General features: G+C 37.5%; 10 protein-coding genes. 1 reads left to right on the plus strand and 9 read right to left on the minus strand.

Annotated elements, in window-relative coordinates; translation table 11 throughout:
• Positions 1 to 392: 392 nt before the first annotated feature.
• The 4 genes from KYH19_RS14085 to KYH19_RS14100 are packed head-to-tail and all read right to left on the minus strand — an operon-like array spanning position 393 to position 8095.
• Positions 393 to 1604, minus strand: coding sequence for a DUF4998 domain-containing protein (locus KYH19_RS14085; protein ID WP_132402373.1), 1212 nt, complete (start codon positions 1602 to 1604; stop codon positions 393 to 395).
• A gap of 28 nt (positions 1605 to 1632) precedes the next feature.
• Complete coding sequence (locus KYH19_RS14090) at positions 1633 to 2835, minus strand: DUF5000 domain-containing lipoprotein (protein WP_132402376.1); 1203 nt, start codon at positions 2833 to 2835, stop codon at positions 1633 to 1635.
• 18 nt (positions 2836 to 2853) lie between these two features.
• Positions 2854 to 4827 carry a RagB/SusD family nutrient uptake outer membrane protein gene (locus tag KYH19_RS14095; protein WP_255562425.1) on the minus strand — a complete coding sequence of 658 codons (1974 nt, stop codon included), beginning with the start codon at positions 4825 to 4827 and terminating at the stop codon, positions 2854 to 2856.
• 16 nt (positions 4828 to 4843) lie between these two features.
• Positions 4844 to 8095, minus strand: coding sequence for a TonB-dependent receptor (locus KYH19_RS14100; protein WP_219075587.1), 3252 nt, complete (start codon positions 8093 to 8095; stop codon positions 4844 to 4846).
• Positions 8096 to 8862: 767 nt separating this feature from the next.
• Here KYH19_RS14100 and ettA point away from each other — a divergent pair.
• Complete coding sequence (ettA, locus tag KYH19_RS14105; RefSeq protein WP_132402379.1) at positions 8863 to 10542, plus strand: energy-dependent translational throttle protein EttA; 1680 nt, start codon at positions 8863 to 8865, stop codon at positions 10540 to 10542.
• Positions 10543 to 10752: 210 nt separating this feature from the next.
• Here the strand turns inward: ettA and KYH19_RS14110 are convergent, their stop codons facing one another.
• The 5 genes from KYH19_RS14110 to KYH19_RS14130 form a co-directional block, all read right to left on the minus strand.
• Positions 10753 to 11139 (minus strand): hypothetical protein, encoded by a 387-nt coding sequence (locus KYH19_RS14110; protein WP_132402382.1) that lies wholly within the window; start codon positions 11137 to 11139, stop codon positions 10753 to 10755.
• An 18-nt stretch (positions 11140 to 11157) separates the two neighbouring features.
• Positions 11158 to 11505, minus strand: a complete 348-nt coding sequence (locus KYH19_RS14115) for a hypothetical protein (protein WP_219075588.1) — start codon at positions 11503 to 11505, stop codon at positions 11158 to 11160.
• Positions 11506 to 12215: 710 nt separating this feature from the next.
• On the minus strand, positions 12216 to 12950 hold the full coding sequence (locus KYH19_RS14120; protein WP_132402388.1) for a GDSL-type esterase/lipase family protein: 735 nt from the start codon (positions 12948 to 12950) through the stop codon (positions 12216 to 12218).
• Positions 12951 to 13007: 57 nt separating this feature from the next.
• Entirely contained in the window at positions 13008 to 15698 is a 2691-nt protein-coding gene (locus KYH19_RS14125; RefSeq protein WP_219075589.1) for a TonB-dependent receptor, read from the minus strand.
• On the minus strand, positions 15682 to 15915 hold the full coding sequence (locus KYH19_RS14130; protein WP_029274124.1) for a DUF1456 family protein: 234 nt from the start codon (positions 15913 to 15915) through the stop codon (positions 15682 to 15684). The genes KYH19_RS14125 and KYH19_RS14130 overlap by 17 nt, the downstream gene beginning before the upstream one ends.
• Positions 15916 to 15953 lie beyond the last annotated feature (38 nt).

A 15953-nucleotide genomic window follows, 5' to 3' on the forward strand; every position in this document is an offset into this window, starting at 1 on the left:
CAGTTATTACATTAGCAATTTACTGATGCACGAATATAATATTTTTATCATTTCAAATAAACATACTGAGCAAAAAAATAATATTAAAACAGCACACGGAAGAAGAGATGATAAAGTTTAGCGAGTAAGCCTATTGCTTCATAAATTGGCCATTATTGGTTTAACCAGGCTTTAAATAGTGGTGCCCGTTCGCGGCTTACAAATGTTTCTTGCAAGGGATAATGAAAGAAAGTTTTGAATTGAAATAATTATCGTTCTGCTGTGTTCAGCGAAAGGGTATCAGTAGAAAGCGAACACGATAAAAGTATATCAGGAAAATTAGACACATTCCTGATCACGAAGAGACATTAATATAATAATTAGCAGGCTTCCAAAGAAGCCTGCTAATTATATTACAGATAAACCTGTTTAAATAATCCAACACTGCCAACTTTAATATATTGACCTGTGTTTGCTATTGAAACGGCAAAACCTATCGAAACAGTTGTTTGCTGTGTAAGCGTAAAATCTAACTTTCCATCTGAGATATTTGCGAAAGCTATCGATGCTGAAGTGATGTCAGCAACATTCGGAAGTGTGTTTCCGGCAGCAACCGAGATAAATCTTGAGCCTCCACTGTTTTGATCTATTCCATTTAAACGGAAGCTGTAAGTGCCAGCTGGAAGTGTAATTGTTTGATAAACCAATCCATTGGTAACAGGCGTAGTAATTCCCCAACCAGATTCAAATGACAATACACCCACACCACTGCGCAATTCGTAACCGCCGTAACGATTACTATTGATATTTTTAGCGCCAGCATTACTAATCCAGTCAGCTAGTGTACCCCATCTTGATCCGTCCCAGGTATCCCTGTTAAACGGGCCCGCGTTTTTTAGATAAGTTGATGTTACATCTTGTTCAACATAGCGTGGAATATACCTATCTACAAAGTCTGTTTTAAAAGTATCTACACAACTCGTATCAGGCAGAAATAATGTTCTATACTTCATACTGGAACTGGTTTTGAAATTGCTTAATACAGTACTGGTAGCATCAATAGGTACCTTTATGGTAACTGTTTGATTACTGTTATTCGTATATTGTACTTCTGTAGCAAATACCCCGGTTAACCTGTCCATTCCAAGCCAATCAATTTTTGTTACTCCATCCGAACCTGTTTGTGCCACACTTATCCCTCTGTTACTAAGAGATGCTTTGTAACGGTCTCCATAGGACATGCCAGTTTTATTCACAGGAATCGAACGATTCCCATCTTTATCATAAGTATAAATGGTAAAACTTTGCAAACCCTCTGCTACATTTGGAACAAAAATAGTTAAGCTGTCAACTGTATTTTTCTTAACTACCGGGATAGATAAAGAGTCTTTGAAATTATTCCAAAAAACTTTACACAAAACCACTTTTGGATCAGCAAGAAATAATGCCTTCAATTGCACTCTATTATTTCCAGAGCTAATTTTAACAGAATCAATTTTTCCAGGATATGAAATTTCTCCTCCAGCTACATACTTCTTATAATCGTCAGCCTTAGTACAGGCTGCGAAAATGCTTACAACTGCAAATAGGGTTGTAAGTCTCATCAGTTTTATTTTGTTAAACATGTTTATTCTTTTATTGATGAATTTAACCTTACCTCGGATCTCCGTAACATTGTAATTCTGCAATACTCATAAATGTAGTACCCTGCCAATTACTGATGGACTTTATGCGTATATAGCGAACCTTCTTCACGTTACCTGCAGGGAATGTATAGCTAATACCTGCATTAGCGAAAGCATAATCTTCTGCCGTTTGCACACCATACGCACTTCCCGAAGGTTTTGTAGAATCGAAAGTACCTAACAGGCTCCAGTTATTGTAACTACCATCACCTGGTGGGTTATCACTTCCCCAAATTTCAAACTTTTTAATATTCCCCCCATAATAGTAGGTTCTTCCTGCATTCAAATATTCAGGATAATTCCAGACCACAATACGGCTCATAATTGCAGACTGCCCTAAATCAAAAGTTACCCACTGAGGAGTTAATGTACCTGTACTGGTTAATGAAACATTTGGCCAGTTGATGATATCACCATCCCACATTTTTGCTAAACCAGTTGCAGTATACTGTTGACCAACATCAGTAGGCAGATTAACCGCTCTATATAAATTCTTAGCTAAAAGGGATTCATACAATGGCTTTAAAGTAGTATACAAAGTATCTGTATAATTCAACCACCTATCTCTTACCGTAACTGCAAATTTCTGCGAAGTAGTATCTAAACCTCTGATCGACTTGTCAATATCAATTGCAGAGGTATAAATGTTATTTTTTGGATCGCCAACATACTTACCATCCTGAAATCTCAATACTTCAATCGAAAGATCAGCTTTGGCAGGATTTGCTGCCTGAAAATTCAAACCTGCAAAATCAGGAAGAACCTTTAAACTTCTAAAAACTCCCCAAATTGGATTTTCTAAAGGTTTAATTTTAACTACTACAGGATCAGAAGCAACCTCACTCCGATTTACTGCATATAATTTGATCTCATGAAAATCTGTATCTCCAAACCCCTCAACAAGCAAAGAGTTGTTGTAGTATGAAGACTTTACTTCCATCTGTTGACCATTCTTGAGACTATATATTGCTTTCACATAAAGCAAATCTTTATCTGATGGCAGTTTATATGATAATTTGGCATTACCAGGTCCACTTTCTACAGTTACACTACTTACCTGGCCTGGAGGTGTTGTGTTATTTTCAAGTGGTATTAATTCATCTTGCTTGCAAGAATACATTAAGGAGATACCACTAATTAAAACAAATAGTAATTTATTTAATGCTTTCATTTCTATAATTTTAATTTATTACCATCCTGGATTTTGAACCAATTTTCTATTAACTGTCAAATCATACGTGCGTATAGGCCACAAATAATCTCTGGGCGATATAAAATTCTGATTAAATATTGTTCTCACACGATAATATTCTTCTGATGTGGGTTGATAAATACTCCAGCCAGTAATTGCCTGATTAAAGAGCTCAGCGGCTCTCTTCCAACGTTTAATATCCCAGTAGCGACTTCCCTCAAAGGCCATTTCGATCATACGTTCTTGTTGAATGATTTGACGCATACCATCTTTTGTAGTATATTTTGTTGGACTCGTAGAGTAGTTCGACCATGATACCTCTACAGATAGCAAACCTGCTCTGGAACGAATTCTGTTGATATAATCAAAAACTTCCTGAGAAGGAGCACCTAAACTTTCATTTAAGGCTTCAGCGTACATTAAGTACAAATCCGCTAATCTAAGTTCAGGCCATGCATAGGCTCTGTACGTTACATTATTTTCAGAATGAGCCATGTTCCAATCAACAACCTTCTTCACAAAATAACCTGTTTCATTATACCAGCCAAAGTTGTTAGCTCCTGAAATTTGATTAGATTTAGCTTCTACAGTATAGGTGCCTTCATCTGTATTACCCGGACTATCATACTTAAAGAAAGTACTGCCATCAAAGGCTAAATCAGCATAAAAACGCGGTTCCCTATCGAAATTCAGCCTCGCGGTGGTATAACCTTCTTTTATATAAAATCGTTCAGCCTTAACTGCTTTTCTCAACGAATAGCGATTGGTAAAGTCAAGGGTCTTATCTTCATTTATAGGAACACCATTTTTACTGTAAAACATTTCAGCTATTTTAATCGGAGGAGCAAGTTGCTGTCTTGCCTGGCCAACCGGAACAGGATTTGCACCATCTAAGCGTGGCATTGCAACTCCTTGTAAAAAGCCTGTTGTACTATTTGGATTACCCCACACCGTTTCAGAGTTCAGTCCAAAACGCTCCGTCATTGCGCCTTTTATAGTTAGCTGCCTTTTAGTAGAGTCAGAAATTTTCATGGCTGTGGTGCCAGGGAAAGTATATAGTTTGAAGCCTGCAGCTTCTGATGCATCAATGGCAGCTTTTGCAGCATCAGCTGCTTTTTTCCATTTATTGGCGTCATAAGTGGTATTAAATAGTGCTACCCCATCTTTATCTTTGAATCCAGAGTAATCTGAATTTCCATTAAATAACGGACTAGCTGCGGTTAGTAGCACTTTTGCTTTTATAGCTAACGCTATCGGTTGAGTAATACGCCCTAGCTCAAGCGTTTTATCCCTTATACGTTGAGGTAAATCCGGAGTCGCCTGATCCAACAAACTAACAACGTAATTAACACAATCATCAAAAGGCATACGCTTAACCTTTACCTCATCTTCAGAAGCACTGATTGGAAGATTTTTATCCACAATCGGTATTGGGCCATACATTCTCATCAGTAGAAAATTATAGTAGGCTTTCAAAAACTTAACTTCAGCAATCCAACGTTTACGTTCATCTAATTGTAAATCCGGAATCTTTGTTTCATCAGATACGTTTTCCAGAAAGATATTGCAATTTCTAATGGCTTGCCAATAATTTTTCCATAGTGATCTATCACCCTCACTCCATGAATTGAATAACGGATTAGCCGCATTCTGATTTCCCCGGGCTATTCTCCAGCCTTCAGAGATAAATTCACGTTCATCTAAAGATGTCCATACTTCATCACCAGTCATATATCCCATGTTAGCTAAGGGATTTCCATTTGAAGGCATAAAGGAATAGCAGGTAAATAAATACTTTTCTGCTTCGTTTCTTAAGCTAAAAGCATTGTCTAATGTCGCTACGTTATCTGGAACAATATCCAGATATTTTTTACACGATGCCAAAGATAACATAAGCAAAAATGCGAGGGCACCGTACCGTATAGCACTGAGTTTATTGTTTGTTTGGATCAAAATATTTTTATTTTTCATAATTCTACAAATCATCCTAAAATTTTAAATTTAGACCTATGTTATAAACTACTTGCAACGGATAACCAATTCCTTTACCTCCCATTTCTGGATCCCATAATTTATAAGAACTTAAAACTGCCAGGTTGGTGGCATTTAAATAAAGTCTTGTTGTCTTTATACCCAATTTCTGTTGTAGCTTATTTGGAAGATTATAGCCTATCTCTGCACTTTTTAATCTTAAAAAGCTACCGTTTCGCATCCACCAGGTAGATGTAGGTAAATTATTTTCTACATATGTGCTACTTAAACGTGGCCACAATGCATAGGTATCACGATTTTGTTCAGACCAATGACTATCTGCAATTGCTTTTAGCAAACCAGTTTGTATCGCATTAGCATTGTCAGTAAATCGGTTATCTATCATCTCCCGCCCTAATACAAATGGGGTAATATTATATGGATTGATAAAGAATGATGAACGCGCTGATCCCTGCAGGAATACTGAAATATCGAATCCTTTATATCCGATTGTACCGCCAAAGCCATAAATAATTTCAGGAGCCGTAGGTAACCCTATAGGCACTTTGTCAGCGTCCGTTACTAATCCATCGCCGTTCACATCCCTATATTTGATGTCTCCACCACCATAAGTTAAGCCCGGTACTCCCCCTAGCTGTACGGGTGAATTTTTTGCTTCCTGATCATCAATAAATAACCTTTCTGCAATTAACCCGTATGATTGAGAAGCAGAATTACCAGCAATATAGCGGTAGGCTTCTTTACTATCGTAACTAGGTTCATCAGCAATTAGTACCTTACTTGCTGCATATGTAAAGTTTCCTCTCAATTGTAAGGAGATTCCATTACCAAATGTTTTATTATAATTAGTACTGAAATCCACACCTCTACTTTCCATTTTGTTGGTATTAGCACGAATATTGGCTTGTAACCCCATCGTACTTGGGATAAATGTACGTGAGGTTAAGATGTTGGAACGCGTTTGTTTATAAACCTCAACAGTAAAGTTCAAGTCTCTGAACAAGGTCAAATCCATAGCAAGATTAAGCTGTTTAGAGCGTTCCCAGGTAATCAGGTTATTTGGATATATCGAAACCGAGATACCGGGTCTATAGTAACCTCCGTCTTCACCAAATTGTGCACCATAGCCGCCATTTTCCATTTGTACTGAAGAAAGATAAAAGAATCTATCAGTAGGAGTTCCTATTATATCATTACCGGAAAATCCATATGTACCTCTGATTTTTGCTGATGTGATCACCTTTTCAAGTGGTTTAAAGAACGCAGCATTTGAAATGATATAACCTAAACCGAACGAAGGAAAAAATCCAAAACGGTTGTTAGGTGCGAAACGTTCAGTTCCATTATAACCAAAGTTAAATTCTGCCAGATATTTACTATCATATGTATAATTAGCACGTCCGGCTACACCTTGATTACGTGAAGGCAAAGATGATTGTAAGTCCCCGGCATTACCTGACAGAAAGTTTCTCATGGTCGTAATTAACATGGCGCTTACATCATGTTTTCCAAAAGTTCTTGTATAATTGGTTGCTAGTTCGGCATAAAATATAGAATTCAAGTCCTTTGAACCTTGTGAATAATCAAGATATTCCGTTCCAAGGGGCCTGACTAATGAAGTATTTCCACCATTCAATAAACTTAGTGATACACTACCATCAGGTTGTGCTGCTGAAGAATAGTAAAATGGATTGTATCTTCTTGAAACATCAAAATAAGAGTACCTACGTGCATAAGTCATAAAGCGAACGTTTAAGCCGGGAGTAAGGTCTTTCAAATCTTGCTTTATTTCGATTTGTGTCTGTAATGTAGAAGAATTACGATCCTGATAACCTCTTACCATTTCTGCGTAAGGGTTCATATAAAGATTTCCGTTAGGCGAAATTACATTACCAAATAACGGGTGCTTGGCATAAGCTTGATAACTTGCTGGATAAACAGCTGGAAAAGCTACAGGATTAGACCATAATGCCCTGTTAAATGCGAGTCCACCACCACCTACAGGCCCCGTATAATCATCAAATTGACCAGATACTAATATATCGGCAGTGGTAGTGTTAGTTAAATTAATAGTTACATTAGAACGAACGGCGTAATTTTTCAGCTTAATATTACTATTAAAATTATTTACGTCATCTACCTTCAATACACCATTATCGATATTATAAGTACCAGACAGATAATAAACAACTTTAGAACCACCACCGGAGATGTTTAAATTAAATCTTTGGTTGAGTGTATATTTTTTAATTAGCTGATCAATCCAGTTATTGTTTGGGTATAAAAGCTCATTCTCTCCAGCCGCAGTAGCATCTATCTTATTCCGCTGGTATGGTAATTGAGATAGCCTGTTACGTGTTAATGCACCTTCATTTGCCAGGTTCATATAAGTCACATTATCTGCAAATTTAAAGTTTTTGGTGTTACCTGAAACAGAATTCTCTGCCCGGAAACTAAACTGAGTTTCTCCTGCCTGGCCTCTTTTAGTTGTAATTAACAGCACGCCATTAGCACCTCTGGCGCCATATACAGCAGAAGCCGCAGCATCTTTTAACACACTGAATGTAGCCACGTCATCCGGTTGTAAACGGGCTAAGTCGTTTTGAGTTGATTCCGCGCCATCAATCAAAATCAAAGGGTCTTGTTTCCCCGCACCGAATGTACCCAAACCTCTAATGAAAAAAGAAGCGTTATCTGATCCTGGCTCTCCGCTTCTTTGGAAAGCAACCATACCTGCTACACGACCAGCTAGCATAGTGGTTAAGTTACTGGTTGGTCCCTTTAATTCTTTTGGATTGATTGTAGTAATGGAACTTATCAGACTAGCTTTTTTCTGTGTTCCATAACCTACTACTGCAACCTCTTCAAGTGAATTCGCGTCTGATTTAAGTACAATATTAATCACATAGGTTCCATCTGCTGATTTTTCATAATCTGCAACTGTTTTAGTTTGCGGCTTATAGCCCACCAGGCTAAAAAGTAATTTACCTGATCTCGGTAATTTAATGGTATACCGCCCCTGATCATCTGTGGATATTCCACGAACTGTTCCGGATACCTTAACGTTTACCCCAGGTAAACCGCCTACAGTATCCTTCACTACCCCCTTAACAGTTACTTCACTTTGTGCAGAAGCAGAAAAACAAAAGCCCATGAACATCATTATGCCCACAAGCGTTCGGAATACACTCCCACGGAAAAATAAACAGCCCGAATTTTGAGCCTTCTTTTTGTAGATTTTTCTCATTGTTTGATTTTAGTTTGATTAGTTTGTTGATTAGTTTATTCATGAGCCTACCAATCATCATATGGTCATTTCCTTATGATGGCAGATATGTTTACTTTGCAAAACTCAGTTGAAAGCTTTTCTAGTCAGTGAAGAGCTTAATGATATTTAGGCAAAATCATCTATTATAGAGATAACTATAAATAGGTGTTATTCGAATGTTTAGGATAGTTTGGTTTTCTTCATATCGTCATTATTATATTTGGTTATAACAAATTAACTATTAAAATCCCTACCCGAGTGAGGGGCAATATGGTAAATTATAGGGGCCAAATTAATACAAAAGGGCTATCACATGCCTTATCAGGCGAATATCACCAAATTAAAACGTCAGAGTGACGCTTAATTTTTTCGCAAAAGAATAAAATTACAACTGACGAATGAGGTTTTGAAGGATACAGAAATTGATTTGATCTGTTGCTAAAACCGGTTCCGCAAAATCAGTAGCTACAGGTCTTTCAGATGTTACCTTTAAATTTAGCAAACTTGTAATTAAAGAAACTACACATATACCAGTTCTTCGATATTACAAAATGTGATCCATCGATCATCAAATTTAGGATATACTTAACAAACCATTTTGTAATGGGCTTGTTGTTTCTATCTTTGTATCCGGTTTTGGCGTTGCCACTTTCGGGACTTGGGGCGAATTTTAAAAAGCACATTTTTTTTATAAAATTCCCCGTTTCGAAAAAATGCCTTTAAACATTCTAAAATAAAAAGCTAACATGTCTGACGAGAAAATAATCTTTTCAATGGCAGGAGTAAATAAAATTTACCCTCCACAAAAACAGGTTTTAAAAAATATTTACCTTTCTTTCTTTTACGGAGCCAAAATCGGAGTTATCGGTTTAAATGGTTCTGGTAAGTCATCTCTTTTAAAAATTATTGCCGGCTTAGATAAATCTTACCAGGGCGAGGTCGTTTTCTCACCTGGTTATTCGGTGGGTTATTTAGCGCAGGAGCCGATCTTAGACCCCGAAAAAACCGTTCGCGAGGTGGTTGAAGAAGGCGTTGCCGAAGTTACTGCCATTTTAAAAGAATACGAAGAAGTGAATGAGGCCTTTGGTTTGGAAGAAAACTATTCTGATCCGGATAAAATGGATAAGTTAATGGCCAGACAGGGTGAACTTCAGGATAAAATCGATTCCCTAGGTGCCTGGGAAATTGATTCGAAATTAGAAAGGGCCATGGATGCCTTACGTTGTCCTGATCCGGATACTAAAATTGGTGTATTATCAGGTGGGGAGCGCCGCCGGGTGGCCATGTGCCGTTTATTGCTTCAACATCCTGACGTATTATTATTGGATGAGCCAACCAACCACTTGGATGCTGAAAGTATCGATTGGTTAGAACAATTCTTACAAAATTACGAAGGAACCGTTATTGCTGTTACCCACGATAGGTACTTCCTGGATAACGTTGCCGGATGGATTTTAGAGTTAGACCGCGGCGAAGGCATTCCCTGGAAAGGAAATTACAGCAGCTGGTTAGATCAGAAAGCAAAACGTTTATCGCAGGAAGAGAAAACAGAAAGCAAACGCCAGAAAACATTAGAACGTGAGTTGGAATGGGTACGCATGGCTCCAAAAGCACGTCATGCAAAATCTAAAGCCCGTTTAGCCAACTATGATAAATTAGCTTCAGAAGATGGCAAAGAAAGAGAAGATAAATTAGAGCTGTTCATTCCTGCAGGCCCGCGTTTGGGGAATGTAGTGATTGAAGCCACAAACGTTACCAAAGCTTATGGCGACAAAATATTGTTCGATAATTTAAACTTCTCCCTTCCTCCAGCAGGTATTGTAGGGATTATTGGCCCCAATGGTGCAGGTAAAACCACTTTATTCCGTTTAATTACCGGACAGGAAGAAGCAGACGCCGGTACTTTCCGCGTAGGCGAAACGGTTGAACTGGGTTATGTAGATCAGATGCATAATGATTTAGATGCAGATAAAACGGTATACGAAAACATTACCGATGGATTAGACAATATACAATTGGGCACTAAAGCCGTAAACGGACGTGCTTATGTTTCAAAGTTCAACTTTAATGGTGGCGATCAACAGAAAAAAGTTGGTATTCTATCAGGTGGTGAGCGTAACCGTGTACACCTGGCCATTACCTTGAAAAAAGGAGCCAATGTTTTGCTACTGGATGAGCCAACCAACGATATCGATGTAAATACATTACGTGCACTGGAAGAAGCTTTAGAAAACTTTGGTGGTTGTGCCGTGGTGATCAGTCACGACAGGTGGTTCCTGGATAGGATCTGTACACACATCCTTGCTTTCGAAGGTAACTCTGAAGTTTATTTCTTTGAAGGTAACTACTCAGATTACGAAGAAAATCGCAAGAAACGCCTGGGTGATGTTACCCCAAAACGCATCAGATATAAAAAATTAGATTAATATTAAGTCCCGATTTTATCGGGACTTTTTTGTTTGAGATGATTGCGTTAATAAAAAATTATTAATTGTTTTTACTGGAAATATTCTTAGAGATTGAAAATAAATTAGCATAGATATAACTTAATCGCATTTGAAGTTTCAATTATTTAAATGTGTTACTGTTCTAAAAGAAGTCAAGTTTTTAAAACTTGACTTCTTTTATGCATACCATTATATAGATGGCTGAAAAGGATTTGGCCTTTGGTTTTCTTTTGCTTTGCGTTTGCCCCTGAAAAAGAAATACAGATTAATGAACAGCATAATACCAAGATAAATGGCAAAACCACCTATTTTAGAACTTAGCGCTTCAACCAAACTGCGGTAATCGTTTGCACTAATGGTAATTTTCATAATCAACAATGCAAAACCAACATTGAGCAGGTAAAAGCCTGTTTCGAAAAGTTTGTTCGTTGCGTTGGCAATCTCTTCCCTTCCCTTAAAAATGTCCAGCATATATATTTTACTGTTTTTGAACAGCGTTTTTGAAACATAAAAAGTCAAAAAAAGTGCAATTGGTAAATAAACTGCATAGCCGATTAAAATTTTTGTCGTTTCCATAATGAAAAGTTTAAGTTGTTATTTTATTAATTTATGAATGGTTTTGGTAAGCAAATAGATATTTAAATAATGAAGAATAGATAGGATACAAACAATGGTGGCCACTTTTACCGCCATCACTTCTACAAGCTGCCGCGATGAAAAGATCGTTTCCCACCCTACCAATGTCATGGCGCAATAGCCAATATTGACCAGGTAATAAGAGACCAACAGTGACTTATTAATCTGTTGACAGAGATCCAGGTGATCGGGAATGAGTTCGGCTACGAAGATATTTCCATTGCGGTAACATACCTTCCCTACCACTACGATGATGAATACGATAACCGTTATAAAGATGGCATATCCGAGTATATTGTAATCCATAACCAAAAATTTAACTTACTTAACTTTCAGTAAAAAATGAAAATATAGATTAAAAAAATAAGCCTCTTTTAAGGCATTTGTAAATCTTTTTTATCTCATTTTCTCTTTCACGATGTAAAAGTAAACTAAATTTATTAAACTTTCAAATATTACTGAAAATTAATTATTACCACATATCATTACGAACGGCAATGAAGGATTTTATTAGTTTCCGATTTATTAAAGATTCTTCACTGCATTTAAAATGACAGCAAAGGAAAGGTAGTTTTTATTTATGCAGTTGCTCCATCAAGCTATCGTCATTTCGAGCGGAGTGTAACGGAGTCGAGAACCACGATTGCTCAGCGAAGCTAAATCTATCCATGCAGATCTCTCCGTTTCGCTGCGCTTCAGTCGAGATGACGACGTTTCTATTTGAATCTAAATATATAGTCACAGAAAACATGGAATACCCCACGCGGTTATCACCCTGAGGGTTTAATTTACTATTAAATAATATGAATAACAGATTTTTTAGCGGGTTATAGGCTCCGAGGAATCGTCATTCCCAACTTGATTGGGAACCACGGAGTGCTCATGAATACCTTTGAAACAAGGGAAACTTATGAATAATCGTAATGCAAGCGCTTTAAGATTCCCGCCTGCGCGAGAATGACGACCGTACTGATAGATTCTGCCAATGGTAGCGGAGTCGAAGGGGATTTATAGATTTAGTGTCTATTTTTCAAAGCTTTTTTGATCACCATATCAGTTACCCCTTCCATTATTTTATAACCGGCAAGGTTAGGATGAACCCCATCAACCGTTAATTCGGCACGCTGCCCTTTTCTTTCATCTACCAATGGTGTCCAATAATCCAAAATGGTATAATTTCTCTCTTTGGCATAGGTCTCAATTTTTTCGTTTAAATCAACAATGATATCGGCTGCCTTAATCTGCTTATTCCATGGATATTCATAAACAGGCAAATATTTACAAAGTATTACCTTAATACGGTGTAACCTCGCCAGTTCTGCCATCGATTTAATATTATCCATAATCTTATCTATCGTCACATGGCCTGTATTGCCTGCAATGTCATTACTACCTGCCAAAATAATCACTGCTTTTGGCTTAAGGTTAATCACATCCTGCCGAAAACGGATCAGCAGCTGCGGCGATATCTGTCCGCTTATTCCCCTATCCACATAAGTATTCCGGCTAAAATATTCAGGATCTTTCTGTTTCCAGAATTCGAATATCGAACTTCCTAAAAAAACAACCCTTTTTTCTTTTTTGGTTGGTGGCGGTAAAAGCTCATTTTCTTTCTGATACTTCGTTAACGCGGCCCAATCGTCGGCAAAATTTTCTTTCTTGGGTTTATTGTTTAACGAATCTACTTTCTGATCCTGCGCGAATAGAGCACTGCCAGAAATCAATAAAATAAAAAGCAGGATTTTATTCATAAGGTAAATTGCATAATATAATGAAACACTAAAACTAAATAATCTGGATTTAACTATTTATTCTTCAGCATTAATGTTACTGTTAAATCTGCCTTTTTTACCCCCGAACTGGCTAAGGTTATAACTTAATGTTGCCTGTATAAAACGGCTGATAAACCTTGTTCTGTTCTCAGAAATAGAATTGTTGGTAATGCTTGTGCTGAATAGTGCACCCTGATTAAACAAATCGTTCGCCTGGACAGAGAAAAGTAAATTATTCCCTTTCAGGAAAGAAGTATTCAATCCCATATTTACCAATAAAGGATTTCCGGCATATAAACTATATCCAAAATTTAAACTTTTTGAAGCCGATGCATTTACCCTAAAGCGTTTATTTGGGATCCAGCTTGCACTTCCACTCAAGGCCACAACCTGCACATTTTTGATGTTCTGGTTCATTACCGAATAGGTATTGGAACTGAAACTATAAGATGCACTCGTATTGAAAGCATATTTTTTCTGGTTGAGGTTAAATTTAAAACCATTAGAAACATTGATGCCACTACTGCGGTTCAGTACATTATCGGTGTAAAAAACATTGTGGCTGTAGGCAATATTCCCGTTTATGGATAGGGAAAGTTTATTATCCAGCATCCTTTTGTTTATGGAGTAATTAGTGCCGATATTATAAATGCCATTCACATTCTCATAAGTGGTTTGTTGTTTCAAGCTGTTTAGCGTATCCCGAAGAAAAACCGTATTGCTCACCACACTATTGATAGCAAAGCTACCTGATAAACCTGCCATAATGCTCAAGCCCGATTTAAGCCCAAATTTATTATAGCTAAAATCAGCCGTATGACTCGTTGTTGCTTTAAGATCCGGGTTACCGATAATCAGGTTCTGCACATCATTATTATTCCTTATAGGTTGCAGTTTATTAAAATCAGGTGAGCTGGTATAGCCATTGTAACCAAAACTCAGGTTTCCGTTATCTTTAATCTGATAGCTTAAATTGGCCGAAGGAGAAAAATTTAACTGATAGTTTTTAAGTTCCTGCCCTGTATTCTGGTACTTTCCAATAATGATACTCGGCGAAAAATTCAGCCCAAAATTATAGCTGATCCTGTTGCTGTTGGTATTGTAACCGATGCTGAAGTTCTGGTTAATAAAATTGGATACGTAATCCTGTCCCAAGGAATCGACCACAAATCGATTTCCTAAAGGATTGGTCACCGTAGTAGTTTGCAGATTGCGGCTTCTGCTTACTGAAAAGCGGTAGGAAAAGTTGATAAAACTATATCCACTGGTATCATTTGCCCTTTTTAAGGAGTTTGAAAACTGGATATTTCCGCCGAAGTTCGAATTTGCAGTATTGTTATCCACCAAACGGTTCAATAATGAATCTTTAACCAGTACATTGGTCGTTTCGTTGTAATAACGGATGATATCATTAATGGTACTGTTGCTATTTCCGGCACTGCTGCCAAAATTGAAACCCATAGAAAGCGAACGCTTGTTATTAGCCAAACGCCGCGACCAGTTGATGCTTCCGTTAAGATCTGGATTGCTATTGCGGGAACCTGAATTGGAAATAAGGTCCTGCTTGATATAACCTGTTTTATTAGAGGTAGAAAAAGCATCGTTCCTGGTATCGGCCAAAGAGCCAGCCAGGGAAGCATTGAAATAATTCTTTTTTGTAGCACCATTTAAACCCAGGTTAATGTTATTGGTCAGCGATTTGGAATTATTGGCACTTTCCCTTAAGTCGTTGATGGTTCCCTGCGGATTAAATGTCTCAAGGTAATTACTCTGAATAGATTTACTGGTTCCGTTACTGAAATCATAACTGCCATTAACACTAAATTCTTTCGATATTTTATCTCTGATATTACCTTTTAAGGCTCCATTATTCAATTTGGCAAACTCATTATTGGTAATGCCGTAGCGACCGCCAAAACCAATCTGTTTTGTTTTTTTCCAGATACTGCCGTTGGTTCCCAGGTTATGCGCATTATTGGTAGCAGAATTCACACTCATTCCCCCAAAAACGCCCTTATCCATACCAGGCTTGGTAACCAGGTTCAGCATTTTTTGAGGAGTACCGGTTTTAATCCCGGTAAAATTCGCTTCATCACCATAATCATCAATCACCTGTAGCTTGGCAATGATATCTGCCGGTAACTGCCTGATGTAATCTTCTACATTGCTGGTAAAAAAATCTTCGCCGTTAACCCGCAGCTTGGTCATTTTTTTCCCCATCGCCGTAACAGCGCCTTTATCATCAACCTCGATGCCCTGTAACTGCTTTAAAAGATCTTCAACCTTATCGTTTTCCCTAATGGTATAGGCTCCTGCATTGTATTCTATAGTATCTTTTTTAATTTTGATAGGGTCTACTTTTACTTTAACCTCCACATCATCAAGGCGGATACTTTCCATTTTGAGCATAATCGGATCCAGATCAGCTTTTTTTTTGGAAGATTCGATTTCGTAGAGTGATGTATAAGGTTTGTAGCCTAATGCAGTAACGGAAAGATAGAACTTATTTCGGGTTACTTTTGCAAATGTAAAGTTTCCCTTCGCATCAGAATTTGAGCGAAGGGTATCCTGATCAGTAATCAATCGGATATTTACGCCTTCGATAGGCTTCTTTAAAGAATCGATTACATTACCACTTATTTTAAACTGAGACTGAGAGAGAGCGTTAAAGGAAAATGTGATCAGTATAAAAAATAATAAAAAGCATAAATTATTGCTTTTTCTCATCCCTCGGACCTCTTTTATAAATTACAAGACCATTTAAAAAATTGCGCAGAATCTGATCGCCGCAAGGTTTAAAATTCTCGTGGTCTTCGTTTCTGAAAATATCACCCAGCTCTGCCTTTGTCACTTTAAAACCCACCAAATCGCAGATGGTAATAATATCTTCTGTTTTAAGTGATAAGGCTACTCTAAGTTTTTTTAATATATCGTTATTGCTCATTGCTAATGATAATGTTTTAATGTTGCAAAATGCTTAAA

Origin of the sequence: Pedobacter sp. D749 (genome assembly GCF_019317285.1) — a bacterium.
Classification (GTDB): domain Bacteria; phylum Bacteroidota; class Bacteroidia; order Sphingobacteriales; family Sphingobacteriaceae; genus Pedobacter.

Excerpts from the sequence above, each read along its gene's own strand:
- KYH19_RS14125 (WP_219075589.1), bottom strand. The coding sequence starts at position 15,698 with ATGAGAAAAAGCAATAATTTATGCTTTTTATTATTTTTTATACTGATC.
- KYH19_RS14130 (WP_029274124.1), bottom strand. The coding sequence starts at position 15,915 with ATGAGCAATAACGATATATTAAAAAAACTTAGAGTAGCCTTATCACTT.
- KYH19_RS14110 (WP_132402382.1), bottom strand. The coding sequence starts at position 11,139 with ATGGAAACGACAAAAATTTTAATCGGCTATGCAGTTTATTTACCAATT.
- KYH19_RS14100 (WP_219075587.1), bottom strand. The coding sequence starts at position 8,095 with ATGAGAAAAATCTACAAAAAGAAGGCTCAAAATTCGGGCTGTTTATTT.
- KYH19_RS14090 (WP_132402376.1), bottom strand. The coding sequence starts at position 2,835 with ATGAAAGCATTAAATAAATTACTATTTGTTTTAATTAGTGGTATCTCC.
- KYH19_RS14095 (WP_255562425.1), bottom strand. The coding sequence starts at position 4,827 with ATGAAAAATAAAAATATTTTGATCCAAACAAACAATAAACTCAGTGCT.
- KYH19_RS14115 (WP_219075588.1), bottom strand. The coding sequence starts at position 11,505 with ATGGATTACAATATACTCGGATATGCCATCTTTATAACGGTTATCGTA.
- KYH19_RS14085 (WP_132402373.1), bottom strand. The coding sequence starts at position 1,604 with ATGTTTAACAAAATAAAACTGATGAGACTTACAACCCTATTTGCAGTT.
- ettA (WP_132402379.1), top strand. The coding sequence starts at position 8,863 with ATGTCTGACGAGAAAATAATCTTTTCAATGGCAGGAGTAAATAAAATT.
- KYH19_RS14120 (WP_132402388.1), bottom strand. The coding sequence starts at position 12,950 with ATGAATAAAATCCTGCTTTTTATTTTATTGATTTCTGGCAGTGCTCTA.